This is a genomic window from Hyphomonas sediminis (genome assembly GCF_019679475.1).
GTDB classification, from domain to species: domain Bacteria; phylum Pseudomonadota; class Alphaproteobacteria; order Caulobacterales; family Hyphomonadaceae; genus Hyphomonas; species Hyphomonas sediminis.
The window spans coordinates 2,323,834-2,349,169 of sequence record NZ_JAIEZP010000001.1 but is presented as its reverse complement, the minus strand read 5'-3'; the positions used below and the strand labels follow the sequence as shown (position 1 = coordinate 2,349,169).

Below are 25,336 nucleotides of genomic sequence, written 5' to 3'. Positions count from 1 at the left end.
GCGCCGCCCTACTCCGCTGCTACCGGAGTGTCTAGGCGGCTTGCCAGCGCAGAACACTCGGCCATTGTCTTCGATGCCCGCGCAACCGGGTTCGTCAGGTAGAAATCCACAACCGGGCTCGCGAACGGCGTGTCGCTGAGCGCACCAGAGCCTCCGGAAACCGCTTGAGAGAGAGCGGCAACACCGCGCGCGCCGGGGGCATATCCGCGACCGGAGAAGACGGTGTTTTCACCTTCTTTGCCGCGCAGGGCAGCCCGGAGCTGATCGGCCGTGTCGTACGGAAGCGCCTTACCGCAAACACCTGAAAGTGCGCGGAAAATTGCCCAGCCTTCGCGTGCCTCACCCTTGGGCTGGACGGCGCGGCTGGTCATCTGGACCCGGCCTTCGGTATTTACATAGGTTGCAGTCATTTCGGTGTATGCGGCGCTCGGGAGAACGATGTCTGCCCGGCTGGCACCGGCATCGCCATGCGAGCCGACATAAATAACCGTGGAATTTCCGAGCTTTGACAGATCAACCTCATCAGCGCCGAGGAGGAAGACTGTGGAAAGGTCGCCCCCGAGAATACCAGCCGTTGCCAGGCCACCCTCTGCAGGAACGAACCCGACATCGAGCGCGCCGACGCGGCCAGCAGCCGTGTGAAGGACGCCCAATCCGGCCCAGTTTTCGACCACAGCGGATACATCTTGTGCCAGTTTGTGTACTTTTGCGTACAATTCGGCACTTCCGGGGCCACAAAGCGCACTTTCGCCGATCACGATCATCGGGCGCTTGGCATCTTTCAGAACTTTGTAGAAGTCGGTCGAGGCAAGCTTGTCGAGGTCTGCCGCGCTCGTGCCGAGATGGGCATACTCATAGGTGAGGTCTGCGGCTTCGCCGATCATACCAACCTTCAGATCGCCCCAGAGCCAGGACTTGCGGATACGGGCATTCCAGACGGCAGCCTCAACACGCGGATTGGCGCCGATCAGGAGCAGCGCATCCGCTTCCTCAACGCCCATCAGGGTCGGGTTGAGGATGTATTGCTCACGCACGCCAGAGGTGCCGTATTCGGCGCCGGCGGGGCGGCAGTCCGTATTCTTCACGCCGAGGGCGCGGAAGAAATCGAGCGCGGCCTTGGCCTGTTCAACTTCAATCAGGTCGCCCGCGACAACGCCGGTCTTGTCGGCGCCAACGGCAAGCGCGGCCTTGACCGCCTCGAACGCCTCGCCCCAGGTGGCCGCGCGGAGTTTGCCGTTCTCACGGATGTAGGGCTTGTCGAGGCGCTGGCGGGCAAGGCCGTCCCAGACGAAGCGAGACTTGTCAGACAGCCACTCCTCGTTCACCTCTTCGTTCAGCTCCGGCATGATACGCATGACCGCATCGCCCTTGGCATCGATGCGGATCGATGCACCGAGCGCGTCCATCACGTCGATCGAGGAGGTCTTGCGCAGCTCCCAGGGGCGCGCGTTGAAGGCGTAGGGCTTCGAGGTGAGTGCGCCGACCGGGCAAAGGTCGATGACGTTGCCGGAGAGTTCCGAGGTGAGCGACTTTTCGAGATAGGTGGTGATCTCGGCATTCTCGCCGCGGCTGATCATGCCCATCTCTTCCACACCGGCCACTTCGGCGGCGAAGCGGACGCAGCGCGTGCACTGAATGCAGCGCGTCATGATCGTCTTGACCAGCGGGCCCATATATTTGTCTTCGACGGCGCGCTTGTTTTCATCATAGCGCGAGGTCGAACGGCCATAGGCAACGGCCTGGTCCTGAAGGTCGCACTCCCCGCCCTGATCGCAGATCGGGCAGTCCAGCGGGTGGTTGATGAGCAGGAACTCCATCACCCCATTGCGGGCCTTCTCGATATAGGCGCCCTTGGTGCGGACGTTCGGCGCAGAGCCATCACGGTTAGGGCGCATATCGCCAACGATCTGCGCGCAGGAGGCGATCGGCTTGGGCGCGCCTTCCCACTCGACGAGGCACATGCGGCAGTTGCCCGCGACCGAGAGACGTTCGTGATAACAGAAGCGCGGGATCTCGGCGCCAGCTTCCTCACACGCCTGCATCAGCGTGTAGTGCTTAGGCACGTCGATTTCCTGGCCGTCGATGTTCAGTTTGAATGTGTCGGACATGGGACTTCAGAACTCTTCGGAAGGATGAATGCGAGGCTTGCCAGGATTATCGATGGCGTTGAGGCCAATGGCGAAGCGGGAGAACAGGAACTGGGCGATCAGCACACCGACGACCAGCAAATTAAACGGCACGGCATAAGAGACCATGCCGAAGAGAAAGACAGCGGCGCTGACGAAACTCATCACCATGATGGCCCAGAGCGCCTTGACATAGACAATCGCGACCAGCGCCAGAACCGCCGTCAGTAGCGATGCGCCAGCGGCGATCATCACATAGACGCGCTGATTTTCTTCGACGCCACCATTGCGTGGCAGGAAATAGGTGAGTACCGCCGCCACAGCGCCGTGAATGGTAGCCAGCGAGAGGCACCACGACACGATCAGGATGGCACGAGTGAGGCTCACTAAGCTTCCCTGCCCTTACTCAGCTGCGGTCACGACTGCGCCCTGCACCATCGCGCGCGGCAGACGGTACTGGGTGATGCGGTCTTCGATTTCATGGCGGAAGTGACGGATAAGGCCCTGAATCGGCCAGGCAGCAGCGTCGCCCAGCGCGCAGATCGTGTGGCCTTCCACCTGCTTCGTCACATCCAGAAGCGTATCGATTTCATCATGCTCGGCTTCGCCGCGCGCCATACGCTCCAGCACGCGCCACATCCAGCCGGTGCCTTCGCGGCACGGCGTGCACTGGCCGCAGCTTTCATGTTTGTAGAAGTAAGCCAGACGGGCAATCGCGCGAATAAGGTCGGTCTGCTTGTCCATGACAATCACAGCCGCCGTACCAAGACCGGATTTCAGATCACGCAGCGTGTCGAAATCCATATAGGCGTCCATGATCTGCTCGGCCGGAACCATCGGAACCGACGAACCACCAGGGATAACCGCTTTCAGGTTATCCCAACCGCCACGGATGCCACCGCAATGCGTTTCGATCAGATCACGGAAGGTGATCGACATCTCTTCTTCAACGTTGCACGGCTTGTTGACGTGACCCGACACGCAGAACAGCTTGGTGCCCGAATTGTTCGGACGACCGAAGCCAGCGAACCACTCGGCGCCACGACGCAGGATGGTCGGCGCAACGGCGATCGACTCGACGTTGTTCACGGTGGTCGGGCAGCCATAGAGGCCGGCATTGGCCGGGAATGGCGGCTTCAGGCGCGGCTGCCCTTTCTTGCCCTCAAGGCTTTCGAGCAGCGCGGTTTCTTCGCCGCAGATGTATGCGCCGGCGCCGTGGTGAACATAGAGATCGAAATCCCACCCATTCACATTGTCCTTGCCGATGAGCTTGGCCTCGTAGGCTTCCTTCACGGCCTTTTCGAGCGCATGGCGCTCGTTGATGTATTCGCCGCGAAGATAGACGTAGCACTTGTGGGCGCGCATTGCGCGGCTGGCCACCATGCAGCCTTCGATCAGCAGATGCGGATCATGGCGAAGGATTTCGCGGTCCTTACACGTACCCGGCTCGGACTCGTCGGCATTGACGACGAGGTAGTGCGGACGGTCACGTACTTCCTTGGGCATGAAGGTCCACTTCAGGCCCGTCGGGAAGCCAGCGCCACCGCGGCCGCGCAGGCCAGACGCCTTGATCTGGTCGCAGATCCAATCAGGCCCCATGGCCAGCATTTCACGCGTCAGATGCCAGGCGCCGCGCTGTTTCGCAGCTTCCAGCCCCGGAGAATGCAGGCCGTAAAGGTTCGTGAAGATGCGGTCTTTGTCCTGCAACATGGCCTTAGTCCTTGTTGTCCTTGGCGCCGGGCGCATCGGATTTTGTATTGTCGATCAGCGTGGCCTTTGCGGCAGCAGGCGCCTCAGCAGCAGGCGCCGGCAGGTTCGGCAGAGCCGTGATCGCGTTGCGGCTGCCATCGAACAGGGCCGCCTCGGTCAGCGTTTTGTTGCCGCCTTCCGGCGCGCTGTTCACGCGGTCAATCTGCGGACCGGGCGCCACTTCTACGCCATTCTTCAGCTTGCCGAGGATCTGGGCCAGAGAGTCCGGCGTCAGGTCTTCGTAGTAGTCGTCGTTAATCTGAACCATCGGCGCATTCACGCAGGCGCCGAGACATTCCACCTCTTCCCAGGAAAGGCGTTTGTCATCAGTGACATACATCTGCTTGCCGATTTCGCGTTTGCAGACCTCTTTGAGGTCGTCCGCGCCGCGCAGCTGGCAAGGTGTCGTGCCGCAAAGCTGGACATGGTATTTGCCGACCGGCTGCAGACGGAACATCGTGTAGAAGGTCGCGACCTCATACACGCGGATGTAAGGCATCTCGAGACGGTCTGCGACTTCGCGCATCGCAGGCTCGGACAACCAGCCATTGTTGTCTTTCTGGGCGAGCCAGAGCATCGGAATGACGGCAGACCGCTGCTTGTCCGCCGGGTATTTCGCCCGCCAGAACGCGATCTTGTCTTCTGTCTCAGGCTTGAAGGAGAAGCTGTCGCCACCCGCCTCAATGTCAAACCGGCGCAATGCCATCTACTGCTCCTTCGCAAGCGGAACGTTGACACGGCCCGCTTCGTCAATTGGCCAGAACGGATTGTGAGCCACTTCCCAGGCGTTCCCCTCGGGGTCTGAGAAATAACCGGAATATCCGCCCCAGTAAGTCTTGTGCGGCGGCTTGGAAATCTGCGCGCCAGAACGCGCCAGCCGTCCGAAAATCTCGTCCACTTCATCAGCAGACCGCGCATTGTATGCCAGGGCAAAGCCTTTGAAGGCGCCCTTGCGGTCTGCCGCGACGCCGGCGTCGGCCGCCAGCTTCGCCTCACCCCAGAGACCGAGAACGAGACCGCCGGCATTGAAGAAGGCAACTTCGCCCTTCACGCCGCGATCCTCAAAGCCCAGAACATCCGTGCAAAAACGGATCATGCCGTCAAGGTCGCTGACCCCGACGGTGATGACCGATACACGCTGTTCCGGAAAGGTCGCCATCAGATCAACCAGCCCTCGCAAAATCGACACGGGCAATCTTGCCATCGCGGATCGTGTAGATCGCGGCAACCTGGAACTGTTCGCCGCCCGGAGAGCGTTCGACCGCTTCGTGGTCGATCACGGTGGCGCCGAGATCGATGCGGTTGACGAGCTTTGCGCGGTTTTTCGGGAACTGGAAGAACAGCTCCTCATGGCGCTTGCGGATGGCGTCTAGGCCCTTCTGGTTCACGCCGCCATTGAGGGATGCAAGCTCTGCGTCCTCGGCGTAGCAAGCCAGGAAGGCTTCCATATTCTGGCTGTTATAGGCGTCCAGCTGGCGCTGGATCAGCTCGGAAGACGCACTCACCGGTCGATCTCCCCGAACACGATGTCGAGCGTACCCAGAACGGCGGACACGTCCGCCAGCTGATAGCCCTTGCACAGGTGGTCCATCGCCTGAAGGTGCGGATAGCCCGGCGCGCGGATCTTGGCGCGATAAGGACGGTTCGTGCCGTCTGCCACGAGATAGACGCCGAACTCACCCTTGGGCGCCTCGACAGCGGCGTAGCACTCGCCTTCCGGAACGTGGAAACCTTCCGTATACAGTTTGAAGTGATGGATCAGCGCTTCCATCGAGTTTTTCATTTCGCCGCGGCGCGGCGGCGACAGTTTGGAGCCCGCCAGCAGGACCGGCCCAGGGCCATCCTTCGCCATCAGATCGATACATTGCAGGATGATCTTGGTGGACTCGCGCATCTCTTCCATGCGGCAGACATAGCGATCGTAATTGTCGCCGTGCTTGCCCACCGGGATCTTGAAGTCGAGTTCGCTGTAGCACTCGTAGGGCTGCGAGCGGCGCAGGTCCCAGGCATGGCCCGAGCCGCGCACCATCACACCGGAGAAACCCCAGTCGAGGATGGTGCGCATGTCGACGATACCGATATCGACGTTGCGCTGCTTGAAGATGCGGTTCTCGGTGACAAGGCCTTCGATCTGGTCCAGCGCTGCCGGGAACTGCTCGCACCAGGCGGCAATGTCGTCGATCAGGCGCTGCGGCAGGTCCTGGTGGACGCCGCCGGGACGGAAATAGGCCGCGTGCATGCGGCTGCCCGAAGCGCGCTCATAGAACACGCAAAGTTTCTCGCGCTCTTCAAAGCACCAGGTGATCGGCGTCAGGGCGCCAACGTCCATCACGCCGGTGCCGACGTTCAAGAGGTGGGACATGATCCGGCCGATTTCCGAATACATCACACGGATGAGGCTGGCGCGGCGGGGCACTTCCACGCCGAGCAGCTTCTCGATAGCAAGGCACCAGGCGTGCTCCTGGTTCATCGGCGAGCAGTAATCGAGCCGGTCGAAATACGGCATGCCTTGAAGGTATGTCTTGTATTCGAGCAGCTTTTCGGTGCCGCGATGCAGGAGGCCGATATGGCTGTCCACGCGGGTGACGATCTCGCCGTCGAGATCCAGGATCATACGCAGCACGCCGTGGGCAGCCGGGTGCTGTGGCCCGAAGTTCAGCGTGAACTTGCGGTCTTCCATGTCTGTGATGTGTGCGGTGTCGGCCATCCGATCAGCCTTCCTTGGCCTTCTCGTCGCCGGGGATGACGCTGGTCATGCCTTCCCAGGGCGAGAGGAAATCGAAATTGCGGTATTCCTGAGCGAGCTTCACCGGCTCGTAGATCACGCGCTTTTCGAGGTCGTCATAACGAACCTCGTAATGCCCGGTCAGCGGGAAGTCCTTGCGGAGCGGCCAGCCCTCAAAGCCGTAATCGGTGAGGATGCGGCGCAGGTCCGGGTGGTCTGCGAACTGGATGCCGTACATGTCGAACGCCTCACGCTCGAACCAGTTTGCCGCCGGCCAGAGCGGAACGGCGCTCGGCACAGCCGTTTCCTCATCGGTGCGGATGCGCACGCGGATGCGGTGGTTCATGCGCATCGACAACAGGTGGTAGACGACCTCGAAACGCTCTGAGCGCTCCGGATAGTCGACACCGCAAATGTCGATCAGGGTTTCGAAGTTGCACTGCTGGTCGTCGCGCAGGAAACGCAGCAGGGCGAGCACATGGTCCCGCTCCGCCAGAAGCGTCAGTTCGCCAACTTTGACATGCCAGCTGCGGACCGCGTCGGGCATGCGCCCTTCGATGTGTGCCGCCAGATCGGAAAGTGCCTGAGTGTCCATCATCGTCACCATCAACGCTCCAGCGAGCCTTCGCGGCGGATCTTCTTCTGCAGCTGCAGGAAGCCATAGACGAGCGCCTCAGCGGTCGGCGGGCAGCCCGGAATGTAAATATCCACAGGAACAATACGGTCGCAGCCACGCACAACGCTGTAGCTGTAATGGTAGTAGCCGCCGCCATTCGCGCAGCTGCCCATAGAGATGACGTAGCGCGGCTCCGGCATCTGGTCGTAGACCTTGCGGAGCGCAGGCGCCATCTTGTTGGTGAGCGTGCCGGCAACGATCATCACATCCGACTGGCGCGGCGACCCACGCGGGGCCATGCCGAAACGCTCAAGATCATAACGCGGGTTGCCTGCGTGCATCATCTCAACAGCGCAGCATGCCAGGCCGAACGTCATCCACATCAATGAGCCGGTGCGCGCCCAGGTGATCAGATCGTCAGCAGCAGCGGTGAAGTAGCCCTTGTCGGCCAGCTGGTCGGACAGGCCGGTGTAGAATGGATCGTCAGAACCCGGCTTGAAGCCCCCTTCGACCCCTGCCCGCGCGCCGCCAAGCGCATATGGCTTGTAGGAATTCTCTGACATTATTCCCACTCCAGCGCGCCGCGGCGCCACTCATAGATGAAGCCGACGGTCAGGACGCCCAGGAAGACGACCATCGACCAGAAGCCCAGCACACCGATCTCGCCAAGGCTGATCGCCCACGGGAACAGGAATGCGACCTCAAGGTCGAAAATGATGAACAGGATGGCGACGAGATAGAAGCGCACGTCGAACTTCATGCGCGCATCGTCGAAGGCGGGAAAACCGCACTCGTAAGCTGAATTCTTCTCGGGGTCCGGCTTGGAAGGCGCCAGAAGAACGTTCCCGATCACGAAAAGACCGGAAATCGCTGCGCCGATCACCAGGAAAATGATGACTGGCAGATAGTCGAGGGCAAGCCGTTCAACTTCCGTCATAGTCCAATAGCTCCCATTGCGTTGCCGCCCGATTAGGACGGTTTCCCGCCGGGCGCAACTGACGCACACCCGTAATCGCAGCGCCTCACAGTATATCTCTCAGAAACGCAAATTCACCGGGCACTTGCTGCGGCGGTCGGTCACGGGAAACGCGCAAACACCCTGTATTTGCGAACTATTCTCAATCAGATTCGGGTGAGCTGCTCATAATAGGCCGCTGCGCCCTTCAAAGGCGCGGTGGCATCGCGCATCAGCCTCACAGGACACGTCTCAAGATACGCGCTCATCGGCCCGCGCGAGACAAATCTTTCGCACGCCAGCGGGCTGCGCAAATAGTCCGAAATGCGCTCACTGACGCCGCCAGCGAGCACAACACCGCCCAAAGCGCCATTGGCGAGCACAAGATCGCCCGCCGCGCCCATGACCGCCAGCGCTCGTGATTCGATGAGTGCGCGATACATCTCGTCACCGGCTGCTGCGCGCGACTGCATCTCGGCAGGCGTCAAATCCTCAACCGGGCGACCGAACATCTCGCAGAAGGCAGCATGGACAGCATCGAGGCCGCTACCGGACGCGACCAATTCATTCGACACATAGCCGTGATCGCGCGCCAACAGACGCGCCAGCTCATGTTCAGTTGCGGTGCGCGGGGCATAGGCCATATGGCCGCCCTCCCCGGACAAGACCTTCCAGCCGCCCGGCGACAGGGCGAAGAGCGTTGCCACACCCAACCCTGTGCCCGGCCCCGTTACAAGGATCGGCGCACCTTCCTGCGCCTGGCCGGGAAGAATTTCTTCAAACACATCCTCAGCCAACTCCGGCACAGACCGCGCCATGGCGTGAAAATCGTTGATCAGGCAGGCATCGGCGAAACCGAAGCGCGCCTTCAGCGCCTGCGCCGAAACATGCCATCCGCGATTCGTGACCGTGACTTCCTGATTTCTGACTGGCCCGGCGAGCGCAATACAGGCCGCCCGCATTCGGACACCGGAGCGCGCCAGATAATCCTCCAGCGCGTCTTCGAGGCTCGCATACTCGCGATCGGGCAGTTTCTCGAACTGCTCTATGAGTATAGCCCCGCCCACGCGGTGGGCGACCGCAAACCGCGTGTTCGTGCCCCCGACATCGCCGACAAGAATTGCCCCCTCCACCACCTTTGCCTCCCCTAACCCAGAAAGCGGAACGGGCTGGCGCCACAATCGGCTGTGCTGGCAAACTGGCGGAAGAGATCGAACATCTCACGGCCAAGCCCCATGGACGGCCGGTTCGGGCGGAACTCCGCCGGCGTGCGTGCCGCAAATTCGGATGGATCGACCTTCAGCTCCAACCGGCCGGCCTCGCCATCCAGACGTATGATGTCGCCATCCTGAACGCGCGCAATCGGCCCGCCGCGTGCTGCTTCGGGCGCAACATGGATAGCTGCCGGGATTTTTCCGCTGGCGCCGGACATGCGCCCGTCGGTGACGAGCGCCACCTTGTGTCCCCTGTCCTGCAGCACGCCGAGGACGGGCGAGAGGCTGTGCAACTCCGGCATGCCATTGGCAGCAGGCCCCTGGAACCGGACGACAGCGACGAAATCCCGGTCCAGCCGGCCAGCTTCGAAGGCCTCTTTCAGTGCTTCCTGCGTCTCGAACACAATGGCGGGCGCCTCCACGATCCGGTTCTGCGCCTTGACGGCAGAGACCTTGCACACACCCCGGCCAAGCGGGCCTTCCATCAGGCGGAGGCCGCCATCGGCAGAGAACGGATCATCGCAAGGACGCAGGATTTCCGCATCGCCGCTCGTTTCCGGCGCGCGCCGCCACTCCACAGCACCATCCTTCAGGAAGGGCTCGTGGCAATAGCTGGCAATCGACCCCATCACAGCGCTGGCATCGCCCTGCATCAGGCCGGCCTTCAGAAGCTCGCCCACAAGGAAGCCCATTCCGCCGGCCGCGTGGAAATGGTTCACGTCAGACGGCCCATTGGGATAGATGCGCGCAAGCAGTGGCGTGACATGCGAAAGGTCTGCGAAGTCTTCCATCGTCACATCGAAGCCGGCGGCAGCCGCCATGGCGGGAATATGCAGCGCATGATTGGTGGAGCCACCTGTCGCCATGAGGCCGACAATGGCGTTGACGATGGAGCGCGCATCGATCAGCTCTCCGGCGGGGCGGTAGTCCTGCCCCTGCGCAGTGATTGCGGCGGCGCGATGGGCAGCGGCTTTCGTGAGCGCCGCGCGCAGCGGCGTACCCGGATTGGTGAAGGCGGCGCCCGGCAGATGCAGGCCCATGACCTCCATGATCATCTGGTTGGAATTGGCTGTCCCATAAAAGGTGCAGGTGCCCTGGCTGTGATAGCTTTCGGATTCGGCCTTGAGCAACGCCTCGCGCCCGACCTTTCCTTCGGCAAACAGTTGCCGGATACGGACCTTTTCCGGATTGGGCAGCCCCGATGGCATCGGCCCGGCAGGCACAAAGATTGACGGCAGCCAACCAAAACGCAGCGCCGCGATGACGAGGCCCGGCACAATCTTGTCGCAGACACCCAGATGCAGCACGGCATCAAAAGCGTCATGCGAAAGCCCGATGGCAGACGCCATCGCAATCACATCACGGGAGAACAGGGAGAGCTCCATCCCCTCCTGCCCCTGAGTGACGCCATCACACATCGCAGGAACGCCGCCGGCGACCTGCGCGACAGCATTCACTTCGCGCGCGGCCTCGCGGATGAGCTGGGGATAGGTTTCAAACGGCGCATGGGCCGAAAGCATGTCGTTGTAGGCCGTAATGATGCCGATGACGGGCCAGCTGGCGCCCAAAATTTGCGCTTTCTCGATCACTGCACAACCGGCGGAAGCGTGAGCGATGTTGCCTTCATGCAGGCGCGTGCGCGCATAGGCATTCGGGCGGCGCGCGCGGATCATCTCGAGATAGGCTGCCCGGCTATCCTGCGAGCGCGACTCGATGCGTGCGGTGACTTCTTCGATTTTCGGATGCAGCTTGGTCATGGCTCAGGGTGCCCAGATGATGGATAGCCGGTTGCCGAGCCCCTCAATGGCCCGGCGTACGGGATATGTCTGCTCGTCACCCACCAGGGATTGATCGAGCACGGATCGCTTGTCTTCGCCGAAGATCAGCAGGATGCCCGCCTCGGCGTTGCAGATGGGCTCGGCGGTGAGCGTCATCCGGTAGCGATACTCGCCCGCGACGGGCGCGTGACCTGCATCGACGCCGGCGAGGATTTCCCCGCCCGCCGGGTGTAGCAATGAGCTCAGCTGCGGCGAACCGGGGAACCAGCTTGCGGTGTGGCCATCTGGCCCCATGCCCAGCAGAACGCTGGAAACCGGCTTACAATGTGGCGCGTAAGCAGCCGACCGCCCAGCGACCGCCTCAAAGGGCGTCGCGTCTTCGGTTTTCATTGGAATGAAGGTCGCCGCTGCGGCCGCGCCTTTCAGGAGCCTTTCCCGGACGCCTTTTTCGTTTGAACCCTGATGATGCAGGTCCACCCAGCGTTCATCGACAAGCCCAACTGTTACCTTCTCCCAATCCAGTGCCTCTTCTGACAGAAGGCTCAACATACGCCAGGGAGATGTGCCGCCCGACGCCATGAAGCTTGCCTTGCCGTGTTTGCCGATGGCTCTGGAAAGCTGAAGCGCAGCAAGTTCCGCGGCGAGGACGGAAGCCTCTTCCCGGTCGTCCAGAACGATGAGGCGTGCGTCCATGGGCTCAGCCCTCCTTCCACCAGCTGCGATTGTCGCGGTCCATCAGCATGGCCGCAGACATGGGGCCGTCGGTTCCGGCTGGATAGGCTTCGGGCGTGTAGCTGCTAACCTCCCAGGCTTCAATCAGGCCGTCCACCCAGCGCCAGGCTGCTTCCACCTCATCACGCCGCATGAAGAGGGAAAGATTGCCCCGCACCACATCCATCAGCAGACGCTCATAGGCGTCCGGATAACGCAGCATGAAACTCTCGGCATAGGAGAGGTTCAGCGGCAGGGATTTGACGCGCAGGCCACCAGGGCCGGGCTCCTTGATCTGCACATAGAGCCGCACCGCTTCATCCGGCTGCAGACGGATGACCAGCTTGTTCACATTGCCCGATTGCTCGCCAAACAGGTTGTGCGGCGCCTTGCGGAACTGAATCACGATGTCGGAATGGCGCGAAGACATCCGCTTGCCGGTCCGCAAATAAAACGGCACGCCAGACCAGCGCCAGTTGTTGATCTCCGCCTTTATAGCAACGAAGGTTTCCGTCTTGCTGCCCTCTACGGAAGAGAGTTCGTCGACATAGCCTTTCACCGGCTGACCGCCATGCATGCCAGCGGCGTATTGGCCGCGAACCGTCAGGCGCTTGGCCTCCTGAGACGCGATGGGGCGCAGCGCCCGCAGTACCTTGATCTTCTCTGTACGAATGTCGTCATCTTCCAGGTCATTCGGCGGCTCCATCGCCGTAAGGCAGAGAAGTTGCAGAAGATGGTTTTGCACCATGTCACGAAGCGCGCCGGAGCGATTGTAATAGTCGGCCCGCCCCTCAAGGCCGAGATCTTCGGACACGGTAATCTGGACGTGATCGATATAGTTCTGAGACCATAGCGGCTCGAACAGGATATTTGCAAAGCGCAGCACCATCAGGTTCTGCACGGTTTCCTTGCCCAGGTAATGGTCGATCCGGAACACCTGACGTTCGGCAAACACCTCTGCCACGCCGTCATTGATCGCCTGCGCCGAGGCCAGATCGGTGCCAATCGGCTTTTCCAGAACGACCCTGGAGTTGCCACCCGACAGTCCGGCCCCACCAATCGAGCGGCAGATATCCACATAGAGATGCGGGGAAACCGCCAGATAGAATATCCGTGGGCGGCCTTCTTCGTCGCTGAGCTTTTGGCTCAATCCAGCCCAGTCGCCGGCAGGATCGGTCGCGTCGATGGTCACATAATGCAGGATGCGGGAGAAGCCTTCCCACGCTACTTCATCCCAGGACTTGCCTGAGGCTTTCTGGCAAGCTTCCCTCGCCAGCGCGCGATAAGCCTCTGTATCCATTTCCGAGCGGGCAGTACCGATGATGGAAGAGTTTTCCGGGATCTGCCCATCCGCCCAGCGGTGATAGAGCGCCGGCAACAGCTTGCGGCGCGACAGGTCGCCCGTACCGCCGAAAATCACGATATCAAATGGCTCAACAGGAACAAATTTGGCCACAGGGGCGCTTCCTTTCATCTCCCGGAAACAGTTACCGTCCGGGCCGGCCTACAGGACTTTATTGGGCGCATTTCAGCAGAATGACAACGTTGGCCACTTTGAGATATTATCCCCTCCCGGCCCCAATCCATACCCCAAATGGCGCGAGCAATCGCGGCGCTTCAACCTGCCCATCGGATGCCAGTACTGGCGTGCATCCCTCAACGAGGCCCGCCGGCACGGCCACCTCGTCAGAAGACAAGTTGAAGAGACAGAGAACACGCTCACCGCCCCACTCCCTTTCCAGCGCCAACAATTCGCCGCCCGTATCCAGAAAACGAATATCGCCGATGCGCAGCGCTGAAGAGCTTTTGCGGAAGGCGATCACAAGCCGCGTAAACTCGATTACGGAAAATGGCTGGCCATACTGAGAGGCCACCGCCAGCGCCGAATGCCCCTGCCCAACAGGCAGCCAGGGCTTTGCTTCTGAAAAGCCAGCATAGCTATTGTCATTCAGCCAAGGCATCGGCGTGCGCGCGCCATCCCGACCCAGCGTCAGCGGCCAGTTTGCAATCGCTTCGGGATCCTGAAGATCCTCAAATGCAATCTCCGCCTGCGGCAGGCCAAGCTCCTCACCCTGATAGAGGATTGGATTGCCTCTCAGGCATAGCAACAGCGCATTGGTCATCTTGGCGAAGGCCTGCATGTCCCCGCCCGGCGGGCACCAACGGCTGATACAGCGCGGTGCGTCATGGTTTGAGAAAGCCCAGGAGGCCCAACCATCGTCAAATGACCCCGCCCAATTCGCCTGCGCTGCCTTCACGCGGCGCGCAGACAGCGATTTCGCATAGAGAAAATCAAAGCTGTAGGCAGAGCTGAGCCGTTTATCTCCTTTCGTGTAAGCCCGCATTTCAGCGAGCGGATCAGGCCCTGGAATCTCGGCAACGGTGAAAATGTCGCCATAGCCATCAGCCAACGAACGCACCCGTTCCATGAACAATGGAATGTCCGGGTGAGACTGGTTGTGAATGTGATGCTGCAGGTCAAACGGCCGGGTGATGGTCCGCCCCTCTGCTGGCCAGGGGGGATTGTCCCGAAACTCCGGATCAAACATCGCGAAGTTGATGGCGTCCAGCCGGAACCCATCAACGCCCCGGTCCAGCCAGAACTTCTCCACCGCGAGCAGTGCATCCTGAACTTCGGGATTGTGGACGTTGAGCTGAGGCTGGCTCGCCAGGAAATTATGCATAAAATATTGGCCGCGGCGCGCGTCCCAGGTCCACGCTGGTCCGCCGAAGACTGACTGCCAGTTGTTTGGTGGCGAACCGTCGGGCTTCGCATCGCGCCAGACATACCAGTCAGCTTTCGCGTTCTCCTTCGAGGTCCGGCTCTGCGCGAACCAATCATGCTGGTCGGAGGTATGCGCGTAGACCTGATCAACGATGACCTTCAGGCCAAGCGCATGCGCCTTCGCAAGCAGTTCGTCAAAATCAGCCAGCGTTCCGAATATCGGATCAACGTCGCAATAGTCGGACACATCGTAGCCGAAATCCTTCATGGGCGACCTGAAGAACGGCGAGATCCAGATCGCGTCGACGCCCAGAGCCGCAATGTGATCCAGCCGCCGCGTGATGCCCGGCAGGTCCCCGACCCCGTCGCCATTGGTGTCCTGATAGGAGCGCGGATAGATCTGGTAGATCACCGCGCCGCGCCACCAGGGCTGGGTATTATCGGTCATGGACGAATGCTCCGGCATTGACTGGCGCTAAGGTCTCGGATGCTCCGCTACTCATGACAAGAGCAAAGCATCTGACGCGCGGAAGGTCACGCGCCGCCACTACCGGTACATCTGAAAAGAAAGAATTCTGACCTGCCGTGCATCCACATGCGCCACTGGATGCATCTGTCGTCCTGAGCATTCAGGAGGTGCGTTCATGTCCCGACATTTCTTTAAGCCGGTTTGCCTGGCAATCGCCGCTGTTGCGTTTGTGTCCACCGCTGCCATCGCGCAGCCTGCCCCGCCGCCAGATCCGGCCACGATCACCATGAGCGCCGAAGACAACAGCGCCGTCATTCTGTCGCTCGCCGAAGTTCTGCGTGACCGCTTCGCCTTCCGCGAGCGCGGCATCGCTGTATCCCTGGAAATCGAAGCCATGGAGAAGCGCGGTGATTTCCGGGACGCGAAAACAGCTGCGGTGCTGCTGGACCTGATCAAGACGCGGATCAGCCCGATGGTCGACGACCGCCATTTCCGCGTCCGCTATATGGGCCCCGAGATAATGGCGGGCTTCAGCGACCTGCCGCCAAATGACGAACAAATCGCAGAGTTCCATGAAGAAGTGCGCCTGCGCGGCGGCGAGATCCCCGAGATCCGCTGGCTGGACGGCAATGTGGGATATCTCCGAATCACCAGATTTCTGAATGCGCCACCTGCGACCGAGCGGCTATCTACGGCGATGAGCCTGCTGGCCGACACGGGCGCCCTGATCATTGATGTGCGCAATGCGCCGGGCGGCGAGCCTGCTGGCGTTGCCAACGCAATCGGCCACCTTGTTGGCGAACGCACACCGACCGTTCGCACGATCGACCCAGCAGACGCGAATGGCGGCACCACTTTTTATGCTGAGCCCAAATCACCGGCTTTCATCGACAAGCCTGTTTTCCTTCTGATTGATGGCGAGACCGGATCGGGCGCAGAAGAATTTGCCTATGACCTGCAAGCCATGAAGCGCGCGACGCTGGTCGGAGAAACCACTTATGGCGCGGCAACCCCCGGCGGTTACAGGCCACTTGCGGGTGGCTTTGCCGCTTTCATCCCGATGCAGGTGGTCAACAACACGATCACCGGCGCGAATTGGGAGGGCGTTGGCGTCCATCCCGATGTCGAAGCACCAGCCGATCAGGCTCTGACAGTCGCCCACCGCCTGGCTATTGAAGCGATCCTGGAAACAGCTGAAGGCCTGCCACGCGCGATTGCGGAAGAAGGGATGGAAACACTGGGGCAATGAGATGGGCGACACGGCGGATACCGAAATACTCGGCCGGCGCGCCTGGCAGGGGCAGAGGGACTCGAACCCCCGACCTGCGGTTTTGGAGACCGCCGCTCTACCAACTGAGCTATACCCCTAAGGCTGGAAGGCATTTGCCCCAACTCTGTGATTGCTGCAAGCCTGTGCCTGACAAAGTCACAAGGGAGATTTCAACAAATGCCGCGCCTACCCTATCCCGAAGACCTCAGCCTACTCGCCCCCGGGGGTGACACGGTTCTCGGAAACCTGGCCCCGCTCAACGTTTTCAAGATGCTTTGCCATGCACCGCATCTTGTGAAACCCTTCGTTTCAATGGGCACAGGCTTCCTGATCAAGGGCAAGCTGGACCCGGTGACACGCGAATGCGTGGTCCTGCGGGTCGGGTATCTGGCGCAGGCGAGCTATGAGACCACCCAGCATGAGGCGATCGGTCTGGCTGTGGGCATGACGCCGGAGCTGATTGAATCCGTGAAGCACGGACCGGGGGCGCCGGGCCTGACGCCGGAACAGCAGATTGCGCTGACCTTTACCGATCACCTTGTCGCCAATCCCCGCCCATCAGATGAGGTGCTGGCGCCAGCCAAAGCCCACTTTGGCCTCGATGGCCTGGAAGAACTCGTACTCCTCATCGGCTACTACATGATGGTCTGCCGGTTCCTGGAAACCTTTGGCGTCGATATTGAAGACGGCGGCCCCAAAGGCACCGCGATCGTCGACCGCAGCTGAAAACAAAAGAAAACGGGCGGCAGTTGCCTGCCGCCCGCTTCTCATTTCGCCGAAGCGAAATTCTTATTTCTTGATGGCGGAGACGACGCCTGCGCCGACGGTACGGCCGCCTTCGCGGATAGCGAAGCGCAGACCCTGGTCCATGGCGATCGGAGCGATCAGTTCAACGTCCATCTTCACGTTGTCGCCCGGCAGGACCATTTCCTTGTCAGCCGGAAGCTTCACGATGCCCGTCACGTCCGTCGTGCGGAAGTAGAACTGCGGACGGTAGTTCGTGAAGAACGGCGTGTGGCGGCCGCCTTCTTCTTTCGTCAGGATGTAAGCCTCAGCTTCGAACACCGTGTGCGGCGTGATCGAACCCGGCTTGCAGAGAACCTGGCCGCGCTCAACGCCTTCACGGTCAACACCGCGAAGCAGCGCGCCGATGTTGTCGCCTGCCTGGCCCTGGTCGAGCAGCTTGCGGAACATCTCAACGCCCGTGCAGGTCGTCTTGACGGTCGGGCGGATGCCGACGATCTCGATTTCCTCACCGACTTTCACGACGCCCTGCTCAACCCGGCCGGTCACAACCGTACCGCGGCCAGAGATCGAGAACACGTCTTCAACCGGCATCAGGAACGGCTTGTCCAGCGGACGCTCCGGGGTCGGGATGTAGTCGTCGACAGCTTTCATCAGCTCGAGGATCGCGTTCTGGCCGATTTCCGGATCGCGGTCTTCAACGGCGGCAAGCGCCGAACCCTTGACGATCGGGATCTCGTCGCCCGGGAAGTTGTACGAAGACAGAAGTTCACGCACTTCCATCTCGACCAGCTCGAGCAGCTCGGCATCGTCGACCATGTCGACCTTGTTCAGGAACACGACCAGCGCCGGAACGCCAACCTGGCGTGCCAGAAGAATATGCTCGCGCGTCTGCGGCATCGGGCCGTCAGCCGCGTTCACAACCAGGATCGCGCCGTCCATCTGGGCTGCACCGGTGATCATGTTCTTCACATAGTCGGCGTGGCCGGGGCAGTCGACGTGCGCGTAGTGACGGTTTTCCGTCTCGTACTCAACGTGCGACGTGTTGATCGTGATGCCACGCGCCTTCTCTTCCGGCGCCGCGTCGATGTCGGCATATGCCTTCGCCGTCGCACCGCCAGACTTCGCAAGCGTCATCGTGATCGCTGCCGTCAGCGTCGTCTTGCCATGGTCAACGTGGCCGATCGTGCCAATGTTTACGTGCGGTTTGGTCCGCTCAAACTTTGCCTTGCCCATCGGGCCTCTCCTTGTGTTGGGTTTCGTCCGGCCCGCCGGACAGGTTGAACCTCAATTGATCTCGGGCCATTCGGCCTTCAAGCGGCGCCTAATACCTATGTGTGACAACGGTTTCAAGCGGGCTTTTACGGGTAAATCTTGCCCTTCTGCAGGCCTTGCGGATGCGGGCACCGCAGCCGATAAGCTCCCGGACTTACTTCAGGGAAATCGGGGAGCCCTATGCGATCAGAACTCAGACAACATGCCACGCGCCTGAATCAGGCCTCGCTTAAGGCGCTGGCCGCGACGCGCGCTGACTTTGCGCCAATCTCGGCGGCGGGCTGGAAAATCAACCTGGCGCGGCAATTCCTTGATTCTGATGCAGAAACCGCGCTGCTTAAGCATGGCGCCGAGACTGGCCTGACCCAAGCGGCAGCCGACCTGTTCTCCGGCGCCATCGTGAACCCTTCGGAAGGCCGGCCCGCCTTGCACTGGGCATTGCGTGCGACGCACCCTCTTTCGGGAGAGGCCGAGACTGTGCGCCGAAGCGTCGAACCTGCCCTTGAGTTCGCTGGAAAAATTCAGCGCGGCGAGGTGCGTACTGCTGATGGCAAGCCGTTTACGGCAGTGCTTCATATCGGCATTGGCGGATCGGACTTCGGTCCACGACTGATCGCGGACGCATTCGACGACCTAGCCCCCCCCGGAATCACGTTGCGCTTTGCCGCAAATGTTGACCCCTATGATCTGGACCGCGCAATGGCGGGACTTGATCCCCTATCCACGCTGGTGATCGGCGTATCGAAATCCTTCGGCACGGAAGAAACGCTTTATAATCTGGGCCGTGCGCGCCGCTGGCTGGAAGCGGCACTGGGAGATAAGTCGAGCCAGCACCTCGCGCTGGTGACCGCTGTGCCGGAGAAGGCGAAAGCCTGGCTGGGCGGGCGTGAAGCCTACACCTTCGATATGCCGATCTCAGTCGGCGGGCGTTTCTCGCTCTGGTCGGCGGCGTCGCTGGCCTGCATGATCTATCTCGGCCCGGACAATTTCCGCAAAATTCTTAATGGTGCCAATGCGATGGACGAGCATGTGCGCACCGCGCCGCTCGAATCGAATGCTGCAATGCGCCTCGCCCTGCTCGACTTCTGGAACACCTCGATTCGCGGGAAACCGATGCGGGTGCTGCTGGCCTATGCCAACCGCCTGCGCATGCTGCCGACCTATATGCAGCAGCTGGAAATGGAATCGAACGGAAAATCCGTTGATTCTGAAGGCAATACGGTCGAGCCGCCGACCGCGCCGGCGCTGTGGGGCGGCGAAGGATCGGTGGGGCAACACTCCTATCACCAATGGCTGCATCAGGGATCGCAGGATGTGCCGTGCGAATTCATCTTCGCGCCCGATTTTGACCGCGATTCTGACGGGCTGGACGCTTTGACCGCCCATGCGCTCGCGCAGGCCGAAGTGCTCGCAAATGGCCGTAGCATCGAGGAAGTACGCGCCGAGGAGCCGAGGATAAGCGCGGCCGTATCCGCACAGAAGGTGCATGCGGGCGGGCGGCCCTCCTCCCTGCTCTCCCATGCCGATTTCGGGCCGGAAGCGTTTGGGGCGCTGGTGTCACTGTTTGAACACCGCACTTATTTTGCGGGCAAGCTGTGGGGCCTCAACCCGTTTGACCAATGGGGCGTGGAGCGCGGCAAGACGATGGCCGGGCGCCTGAAGGCGATCCTAAAGACACCCAGCGAAGCCGCCGATCCTGTAACAGCTGCGCTGCTTCGGCAGATTTTCTGACGCATGCCGATTGCCCGCCTCCTGCGCGAGCAGACCATCGGGGAGACCCGCTGGCTGGCGCTCGACACCGATGGCAGACCCGCGGCGACCTATCTGGAGCGCGCCTCGAACACCGCAGCGTTCGGCGCGCGCCTGGAGGGCCGCATCGGCAAGACCGATCCGGGCGCGGGCGGTACTTTTGTCCTCCTTTCCGGGTCAGACAGTGTATTTTTGAGGACAAACAGGGACAGTTTGGTCCCCAGTGAGGGCAGTCTGGTCACGGTTGAGGTCGTTTCCGAAGCGCGCGCCGGAAAACTGCCGCGCGTGAAGCTGACCGCGCCGGACACTGCGCCTGCCCCCTCTGGCGCAGACGCCTGGCGGCGCTTCCTGAACGGCGGCGAAACGGCCCCGGTGGAAGACGTGAACGCCGGCGCCCCGGTAGTGAGCGCCGCCTTCGAAGACGCGCTCAATCCGGATGTGACCCTGCCGGGTGGCGGGGTGATGCATATCGACCGGACGCGGGCGCTGACGGCGGCGGACATTGATTCGGCCGGGCGCGCCATGAAGGGCAGCGCCGGGGCACGCGCCCTCTCCCTCAACCGGGAGGCGGCGGGTGAGCTGGCGCGGCAGATCCTGCTGCGCGGGCTGGGCGGCCTGTTCGTGCTGGACTGCGTTGCCCCGGTCGCGGGCGATGGAGGCACGCGAATCAGGGCCGCGTTCCAGGACACGTGGAGCGGGCTGACGACACGGCACACCAAGGCGCTGGCAGTTTCACAGCTGGGGCTGATGGAGGCCTCAACCGGTTGGTGGATCACGCCGCTGGCGGAGCGGATGCTGGACGTGTCCGGCGCGCCGACACCGGAGACCACAGCGCTGGAAGGCCTGCGGCAGCTGGAGAAAGCGGCAAGCCATGACCGGATGGGGCGGCTGAAGCTGGCCCTGCCGGAAGCGGCCCATGCCTGGCTGGCGGCCAGCGGCCTGGAGGCTCAGGCGCGGCTGGCGGAGAGATATGGCGCGCGGCTGTCGATCGGGGTTCACGCGCGGGCCGGGTTTGAGGTATCCCCAGAGGGATGAGCAAGCTCGCTACCCCCGAACAGAAAAAGCCGCTGTGTGCGCGTTGCCGCAAGCAGACGGTTGCCGCCGAATACCGCCCCTTCTGCACCAAACGCTGCGCGGACGCTGACCTCGGCCAGTGGCTGAACGGCAGCTATGTCATCGCCGGACGCCCGGCAGAGGACGCCGAAGACACCTCCGGCGGGCGGTCAGCTGAAGATGATACAGAATCCCACTGATTTGTGCGTAGACAAGGCCATCGGCCTTCGTTAAGTAGCCGCTTCCCCGTTCGGCCCGCCCGGGTAGCTCAGGGGTAGAGCAGCGGATTGAAAATCCGCGTGTCGGTGGTTCGATTCCGCCCCCGGGCACCATTTTCCTATACACAGACGCCCATGCGCGTCCGCCAGCGTCCATTAAATTTCGTTGGAAGAAATTTCTTCTGTTGGCATTTTGTTGGCATCGAAACGGTCGGGAACCCGACAGTCGCCAAAGGTGTTACAGCGACGGAGGCGGCCTTTATCTTGAGGCAACTCCCCGCGGGTCAAAGCTCTGGAAAATGACTTGCCGCTTTGACGGCATGCCAGTCGGACTAAAGAGCACTTCATCCGTTCTTTGCATCGGTGGGCTCGCCAACAATTTCCTCCGGACTCCCGACGCTTCTCGATTCCCGCCTGATACAGTTCAAAACGTCCGTTTACAGAACTTGAACCATCCGATGCTGAAGGCGCTTAAAAATTCACTCCCGAAGCGTTGTACAGTTCATACAGCGCAAGGCGCGGCATCATCGGATGCTCGCCGCCCGACCGGGCATCGCCAGCCAGGGACGGACAGACCAGGGCACAGTCAGCGGTGCCGCGCTCGTGGAGCATCTGGCAACCTTAGACCGCCTGCGTCCGCGTGTTCAGACGCCGCGCGCCCGAGATTGAAAACACTAAGGGAGGAAGTGCAGCAAGGAGCCGCCGAAGCACTGTGTAAGTTTGAACTATTTCTATGGTTAAAATCGCCACCATAGGTTGACATCCCGCAAATGCATCAGCAGTCTTTTTCTGCTGGGACCTTTCAGAAGCCTGTTTCAAACTGGCTGACGGTACCGTTTGTTTGAAGATGCTGATGTTGAAGGTTTCAGGGGTAAAGGGTCTCTGTCGTGACATATTCCAGATCTGGCGCGGGCCGCCTTAAGGCTGTCCTGCTCGCAACGCTTTTGGCCGGAACGCTGGCCGCCTGCGGTGGCGGTGGCTCTTCAGGAACCTCGGCCCCGCCTCCGTCTGCAGGCACACCCCCATCTCCGCCACCGCCACCGCCCCCAACAGGCATAGGCTTCGAGCTCGATGGCAGCGCGAGTAAGGGCATGATCTTCGGCGGAACGGTCAAAGTGTCCGATGCGAACGATCCTGACGAGGTGCTGGCCACTGTTACCACCGATGGCGCAGACGGAAGCTTTGACCTGTCAGTCAGTCCCAGCCTGAATTTTGGCGGTGGCATCCTGAAGATCACCGTCACGGGTAATCCGACAGCAACAATGGTCTGCGATGCCCAGCCCGGCTGTAATGGCGCCCCCATTTGGCTCAACGGTGCAGATCGGTGAGGACTTCCAGCTCTCGGCCCTTGTCCCGTCCCCGGAAAACAACAGCACCCTGACGGTCAACGTCAATGCTCTCACGACGTTTGCAGCCCGCTACACCGAAGACGCCGCCGAGGGGCGCGCCATCAACGCGACCGATGTCGCCGCCGGGGACAGCCGCGCGGCGACCCTGTTCGGGCTGCCGCAAGTCCGGCTGTCATCGATCGAAAACCTGGATATCACAAGGCCGGACGGCGGAGGGGCATCGGAACAGGCTCTGCGTGTCGCGATGATCAATGCCGGCATTCTAGCAGCAATGCTCCGCGAAGCAGGATCGCCGGAAGAACGCCTCTCAGCCATACTTGGCGACTTTTCAGAAAACGGCGGCCAGCTTCGCGCGCGAAGCGGGACGGCGCCGGGCCAGACATTTGGCCTGGAGGCAGTGTTCCTCGGCGCCTTTCAGGCAACCGCCGCCAGTCCGGTTACCAGCCCGGCAAAGGATACGGTCGCAGGTAAGCTGGAGCAGGACTATCTCGCCGCCGCCGCGGCGCTTCCCGGGCAGTTCACTGCAGATCTACCGGTACGGCCCCTTCTTACCGCGTCAACAACGGCCCTGTCATTCGAGGGAGTGGCCTTTCGGGGCGTTCCATCTCTACCAATCACAATCAGTGGAGACGGCGTACCCTGGACAATCTCTTCCGATGTACCCTGGCTGGTATTTAACCAGGACAGCGGCACGGGCAATGCAACCATAAGGGTCGCACCCAGCCCTGGTTTCGCGAACCTCGGGGCGAATGAGGGATCATTCGTGATTTCCGACAGCCAGTCACCTCGGCAAATAAGGGTAGATGTCACATACTTTCTGCAAGACGCGTTGCGCGCGGCGCCCCCCCGTGCAATTCGCCTGATCGCAGGCGTGGGCGCCACAACGCCTATAACAACGCAGGTCCGGCTGACCGGGCAGAATGTTACCTGGCAGGCCGCCTCTGACCAGAGCTGGGCCCGCGCCGTACCAGCAGGCGGCACCTCTCCTTCGGAGATCACGGTAGAGGTCGACCCGACAGGTCTGCCTGAAGGCGTACATACAGCCGAAATTACTGTGTCCGACACCGTCTACAATCAACAGGTACGGATTCCCGTCGAGCTCACCCTTGAACCGCGACGCATCATTGTCGCCGAAACAGGTGTGAGCTTTTCCCGGTTTCCCGGTAGCTCGATCCTGGAGCGGGATATCATGGTCTCCGAAAACTCCGGGGAACCGCTCGGCTGGACCGCCCAGAGCTCAGCTTCCTGGCTGAGTGTCACGCCGTCAGGAGAAACCGGCTGGGTCCTGACCCTGCGCGCCGATCCCTCCGGGCTCGCAAGCGATACGGTTCACACTGCACGGGTCGAGGTCCGGGCCACTGATCCGGCAGTGGCCAACACAGAAACCATTGAGGTTGGCCTCTGGGTTGGCACAACCGATCCCGAGCCGCTCGTTGATATCGACCTTCTGCACCGGCACATCATTGCCGACCCGGTAAGGCCCTACGTTTATGTCAGCAAGGGTTCGTCGGGCGATGTCGACATCATCAACATCTACACAGGTGAGGTCGCCGGCGTCATTGAGGATGTGGCGGCCAATAGCTACACGATGGCCATTACACCCGATGGCAGGCGGCTCTTCGTTGTCGATGCTAATAACTCGGTCCTGGTGCCAGTCGATCTGGCGAGCCGCACCGTGCTGCCTGCCTGGCCAGCCGGGGGCTATGCTTCGATGGCCATCGGCCGGGTGGATGGCAAGACCATACTCTTTACCGGAAGCGGACACACCTATGATCTCGATACCGGCACACGCTTTGTGAACCCTGACAGCCAGAAGTTCATCCAGGGTGTCAATTCTGTTGCCGTCAGCAGGAACGGCGAACGGGTGTGCCAAATCAACAGGTACGTCAGCCCTTATTCACTCTACTGCTTCGATACGTCCTACAGCCACCTTGAAGGAGGCCGACTGATTGTGGAGATGAATGGCAATGTCGCGCATGGCACCGGTTCCAATGGCGCGGATGTCGCTCTGTCCAACGATGGCAGCCGTGTCTTCGCTGCTTCCGGTGCACCCTACGAATTCCTGGTCTTCGACTCAAAAACGCTTCAGCAGGTGCAGCGACTGCCAGCCGGAGCGTATCCGAACAACGCAGAAGTTGATCTGAATGATGTCTTTTATGGCGGGATCATGGGCAGTGGTGTGGACGACATCTGGGCTTACGATTCCCTGGGTAATCTTAGGGGCACATATGGCTCATCGGGTGATGGCTCTGAAACTATCTTTCCTGGGCAAATGGTGATCTCCGGCAACGGCTCTCGCCTTATCGGAACGACTGAGGCTTATATTCTCGGCACGAACCGTATCTTCATCCTCGCCACCCAATGAGCCGGCGCCGAATGTGAGACAGCACTTCCTGGCGGTCTTCGATGAGACACCCGCATGTTCACGCTCGAAAAAAAGGGCTGTGTCATGGATAAAAATTGCGGCTCATGAGTGCCCTATCCTGTCTGTAGCCATACAAAGCTGCCTCTATTTTTTGAGCACGAGGAACTAAGCGCCGCAGTTTTCCGTGGAAAACGGCATCGAACCAACTACCAAATTGAACATGTTGGCAGAGGTGTTGGCATCTC

The 25,336-nt window shown here is 61.1% G+C and carries 23 protein-coding genes and 2 tRNA genes; 8 read left to right on the top strand and 17 right to left on the bottom strand.

Going from position 1 to position 25,336, the window contains the following annotated elements; genetic code table 11:
* Nucleotides 1-8 precede the first annotated feature (8 nt).
* From nuoG to K1X12_RS11580, 15 genes are all read right to left on the bottom strand, one after another.
* Nucleotides 9-2,108, bottom strand: coding sequence for an NADH-quinone oxidoreductase subunit NuoG (gene nuoG, locus K1X12_RS11650; protein ID WP_220987746.1), 2,100 nt, complete (start codon nt 2,106-2,108; stop codon nt 9-11).
* Between the two features lie 6 nt (nt 2,109-2,114).
* Nucleotides 2,115-2,513, bottom strand: a complete 399-nt coding sequence (locus K1X12_RS11645; RefSeq protein ID WP_220987745.1) for a hypothetical protein — start codon at nt 2,511-2,513, stop codon at nt 2,115-2,117.
* A 15-nt stretch (nt 2,514-2,528) separates the two neighbouring features.
* Nucleotides 2,529-3,836 carry an NADH-quinone oxidoreductase subunit NuoF gene (gene nuoF, locus K1X12_RS11640; protein WP_220987744.1) on the bottom strand — a complete coding sequence of 436 codons (1,308 nt, stop codon included), beginning with the start codon at nt 3,834-3,836 and terminating at the stop codon, nt 2,529-2,531.
* Nucleotides 3,837-3,840: 4 nt separating this feature from the next.
* A complete protein-coding gene (nuoE, locus tag K1X12_RS11635) occupies nt 3,841-4,581 on the bottom strand; it encodes an NADH-quinone oxidoreductase subunit NuoE (RefSeq protein ID WP_220987743.1) in 741 nt (246 codons plus the stop codon).
* Nucleotides 4,582-5,064 carry a VOC family protein gene (locus K1X12_RS11630; protein WP_369426111.1) on the bottom strand — a complete coding sequence of 161 codons (483 nt, stop codon included), beginning with the start codon at nt 5,062-5,064 and terminating at the stop codon, nt 4,582-4,584. It abuts the gene before it with no gap.
* Nucleotides 5,039-5,380 carry a nuclear transport factor 2 family protein gene (locus K1X12_RS11625; protein WP_220987742.1) on the bottom strand — a complete coding sequence of 114 codons (342 nt, stop codon included), beginning with the start codon at nt 5,378-5,380 and terminating at the stop codon, nt 5,039-5,041. The genes K1X12_RS11630 and K1X12_RS11625 overlap by 26 nt, the downstream gene beginning before the upstream one ends.
* Nucleotides 5,377-6,582: an NADH-quinone oxidoreductase subunit D gene (locus K1X12_RS11620; RefSeq protein WP_220987741.1), complete on the bottom strand. Its 1,206-nt coding sequence runs from the start codon at nt 6,580-6,582 to the stop codon at nt 5,377-5,379. The genes K1X12_RS11625 and K1X12_RS11620 overlap by 4 nt, the downstream gene beginning before the upstream one ends.
* Before the next feature lie 4 nt (nt 6,583-6,586).
* Nucleotides 6,587-7,195 carry an NADH-quinone oxidoreductase subunit C gene (locus K1X12_RS11615; protein ID WP_220988878.1) on the bottom strand — a complete coding sequence of 203 codons (609 nt, stop codon included), beginning with the start codon at nt 7,193-7,195 and terminating at the stop codon, nt 6,587-6,589.
* 11 nt (nt 7,196-7,206) lie between these two features.
* Entirely contained in the window at nt 7,207-7,779 is a 573-nt protein-coding gene (locus K1X12_RS11610; RefSeq protein WP_255563938.1) for a NuoB/complex I 20 kDa subunit family protein, read from the bottom strand.
* Entirely contained in the window at nt 7,779-8,153 is a 375-nt protein-coding gene (locus K1X12_RS11605) for an NADH-quinone oxidoreductase subunit A (RefSeq protein WP_220987740.1), read from the bottom strand. The genes K1X12_RS11610 and K1X12_RS11605 overlap by 1 nt, the downstream gene beginning before the upstream one ends.
* Nucleotides 8,154-8,338: 185 nt before the next feature.
* Entirely contained in the window at nt 8,339-9,307 is a 969-nt protein-coding gene (locus K1X12_RS11600; protein ID WP_220987739.1) for a glucokinase, read from the bottom strand.
* Between the two features lie 11 nt (nt 9,308-9,318).
* A complete protein-coding gene (gene edd, locus K1X12_RS11595) occupies nt 9,319-11,142 on the bottom strand; it encodes a phosphogluconate dehydratase (RefSeq protein ID WP_220987738.1) in 1,824 nt (607 codons plus the stop codon).
* A 3-nt stretch (nt 11,143-11,145) separates the two neighbouring features.
* Nucleotides 11,146-11,856, bottom strand: coding sequence for a 6-phosphogluconolactonase (gene pgl, locus K1X12_RS11590; RefSeq protein WP_220987737.1), 711 nt, complete (start codon nt 11,854-11,856; stop codon nt 11,146-11,148).
* A gap of 4 nt (nt 11,857-11,860) precedes the next feature.
* A complete protein-coding gene (zwf, locus tag K1X12_RS11585) occupies nt 11,861-13,330 on the bottom strand; it encodes a glucose-6-phosphate dehydrogenase (RefSeq protein WP_220987736.1) in 1,470 nt (489 codons plus the stop codon).
* Between the two features lie 106 nt (nt 13,331-13,436).
* On the bottom strand, nt 13,437-15,047 hold the full coding sequence (locus tag K1X12_RS11580) for an alpha-glucosidase family protein (RefSeq protein ID WP_220987735.1): 1,611 nt from the start codon (nt 15,045-15,047) through the stop codon (nt 13,437-13,439).
* 196 nt (nt 15,048-15,243) lie between these two features.
* Between K1X12_RS11580 and K1X12_RS11575 the strand changes: the two genes are divergently transcribed.
* On the top strand, nt 15,244-16,317 hold the full coding sequence (locus tag K1X12_RS11575; RefSeq protein WP_220987734.1) for a S41 family peptidase: 1,074 nt from the start codon (nt 15,244-15,246) through the stop codon (nt 16,315-16,317).
* A gap of 43 nt (nt 16,318-16,360) precedes the next feature.
* Here the strand turns inward: K1X12_RS11575 and K1X12_RS11570 are convergent.
* A tRNA-Trp gene (locus K1X12_RS11570) sits at nt 16,361-16,436 on the bottom strand.
* Between the two features lie 79 nt (nt 16,437-16,515).
* Here K1X12_RS11570 and K1X12_RS11565 point away from each other — a divergent pair.
* Nucleotides 16,516-17,064 (top strand): carboxymuconolactone decarboxylase family protein, encoded by a 549-nt coding sequence (locus tag K1X12_RS11565; RefSeq protein ID WP_220987733.1) that lies wholly within the window; start codon nt 16,516-16,518, stop codon nt 17,062-17,064.
* A gap of 63 nt (nt 17,065-17,127) precedes the next feature.
* Here K1X12_RS11565 and tuf read toward each other — a convergent pair whose 3' ends face one another.
* On the bottom strand, nt 17,128-18,318 hold the full coding sequence (gene tuf, locus K1X12_RS11560) for an elongation factor Tu (RefSeq protein ID WP_220986965.1): 1,191 nt from the start codon (nt 18,316-18,318) through the stop codon (nt 17,128-17,130).
* Between the two features lie 219 nt (nt 18,319-18,537).
* Here tuf and K1X12_RS11555 point away from each other — a divergent pair, with 219 nt between their 5' ends.
* From K1X12_RS11555 to K1X12_RS11530, 6 genes are all read left to right on the top strand, one after another.
* Complete coding sequence (locus K1X12_RS11555) at nt 18,538-20,088, top strand: phosphoglucose isomerase-related protein (RefSeq protein ID WP_220987732.1); 1,551 nt, start codon at nt 18,538-18,540, stop codon at nt 20,086-20,088.
* A gap of 3 nt (nt 20,089-20,091) precedes the next feature.
* A complete protein-coding gene (locus K1X12_RS11550) occupies nt 20,092-21,141 on the top strand; it encodes a ribonuclease E/G (RefSeq protein WP_220987731.1) in 1,050 nt (349 codons plus the stop codon).
* A complete protein-coding gene (locus K1X12_RS11545; protein ID WP_220987730.1) occupies nt 21,138-21,359 on the top strand; it encodes a DNA gyrase inhibitor YacG in 222 nt (73 codons plus the stop codon). The genes K1X12_RS11550 and K1X12_RS11545 overlap by 4 nt, the downstream gene beginning before the upstream one ends.
* A gap of 57 nt (nt 21,360-21,416) precedes the next feature.
* Nucleotides 21,417-21,491, top strand: a tRNA-Phe gene (locus K1X12_RS11540).
* A 773-nt stretch (nt 21,492-22,264) separates the two neighbouring features.
* Nucleotides 22,265-22,705: a transthyretin-like family protein gene (locus tag K1X12_RS11535; protein WP_220987729.1), complete on the top strand. Its 441-nt coding sequence runs from the start codon at nt 22,265-22,267 to the stop codon at nt 22,703-22,705.
* Complete coding sequence (locus K1X12_RS11530) at nt 22,668-25,091, top strand: BACON domain-containing protein (RefSeq protein ID WP_220987728.1); 2,424 nt, start codon at nt 22,668-22,670, stop codon at nt 25,089-25,091. The genes K1X12_RS11535 and K1X12_RS11530 overlap by 38 nt, the downstream gene beginning before the upstream one ends.
* Nucleotides 25,092-25,336: the final 245 nt, after the last annotated feature.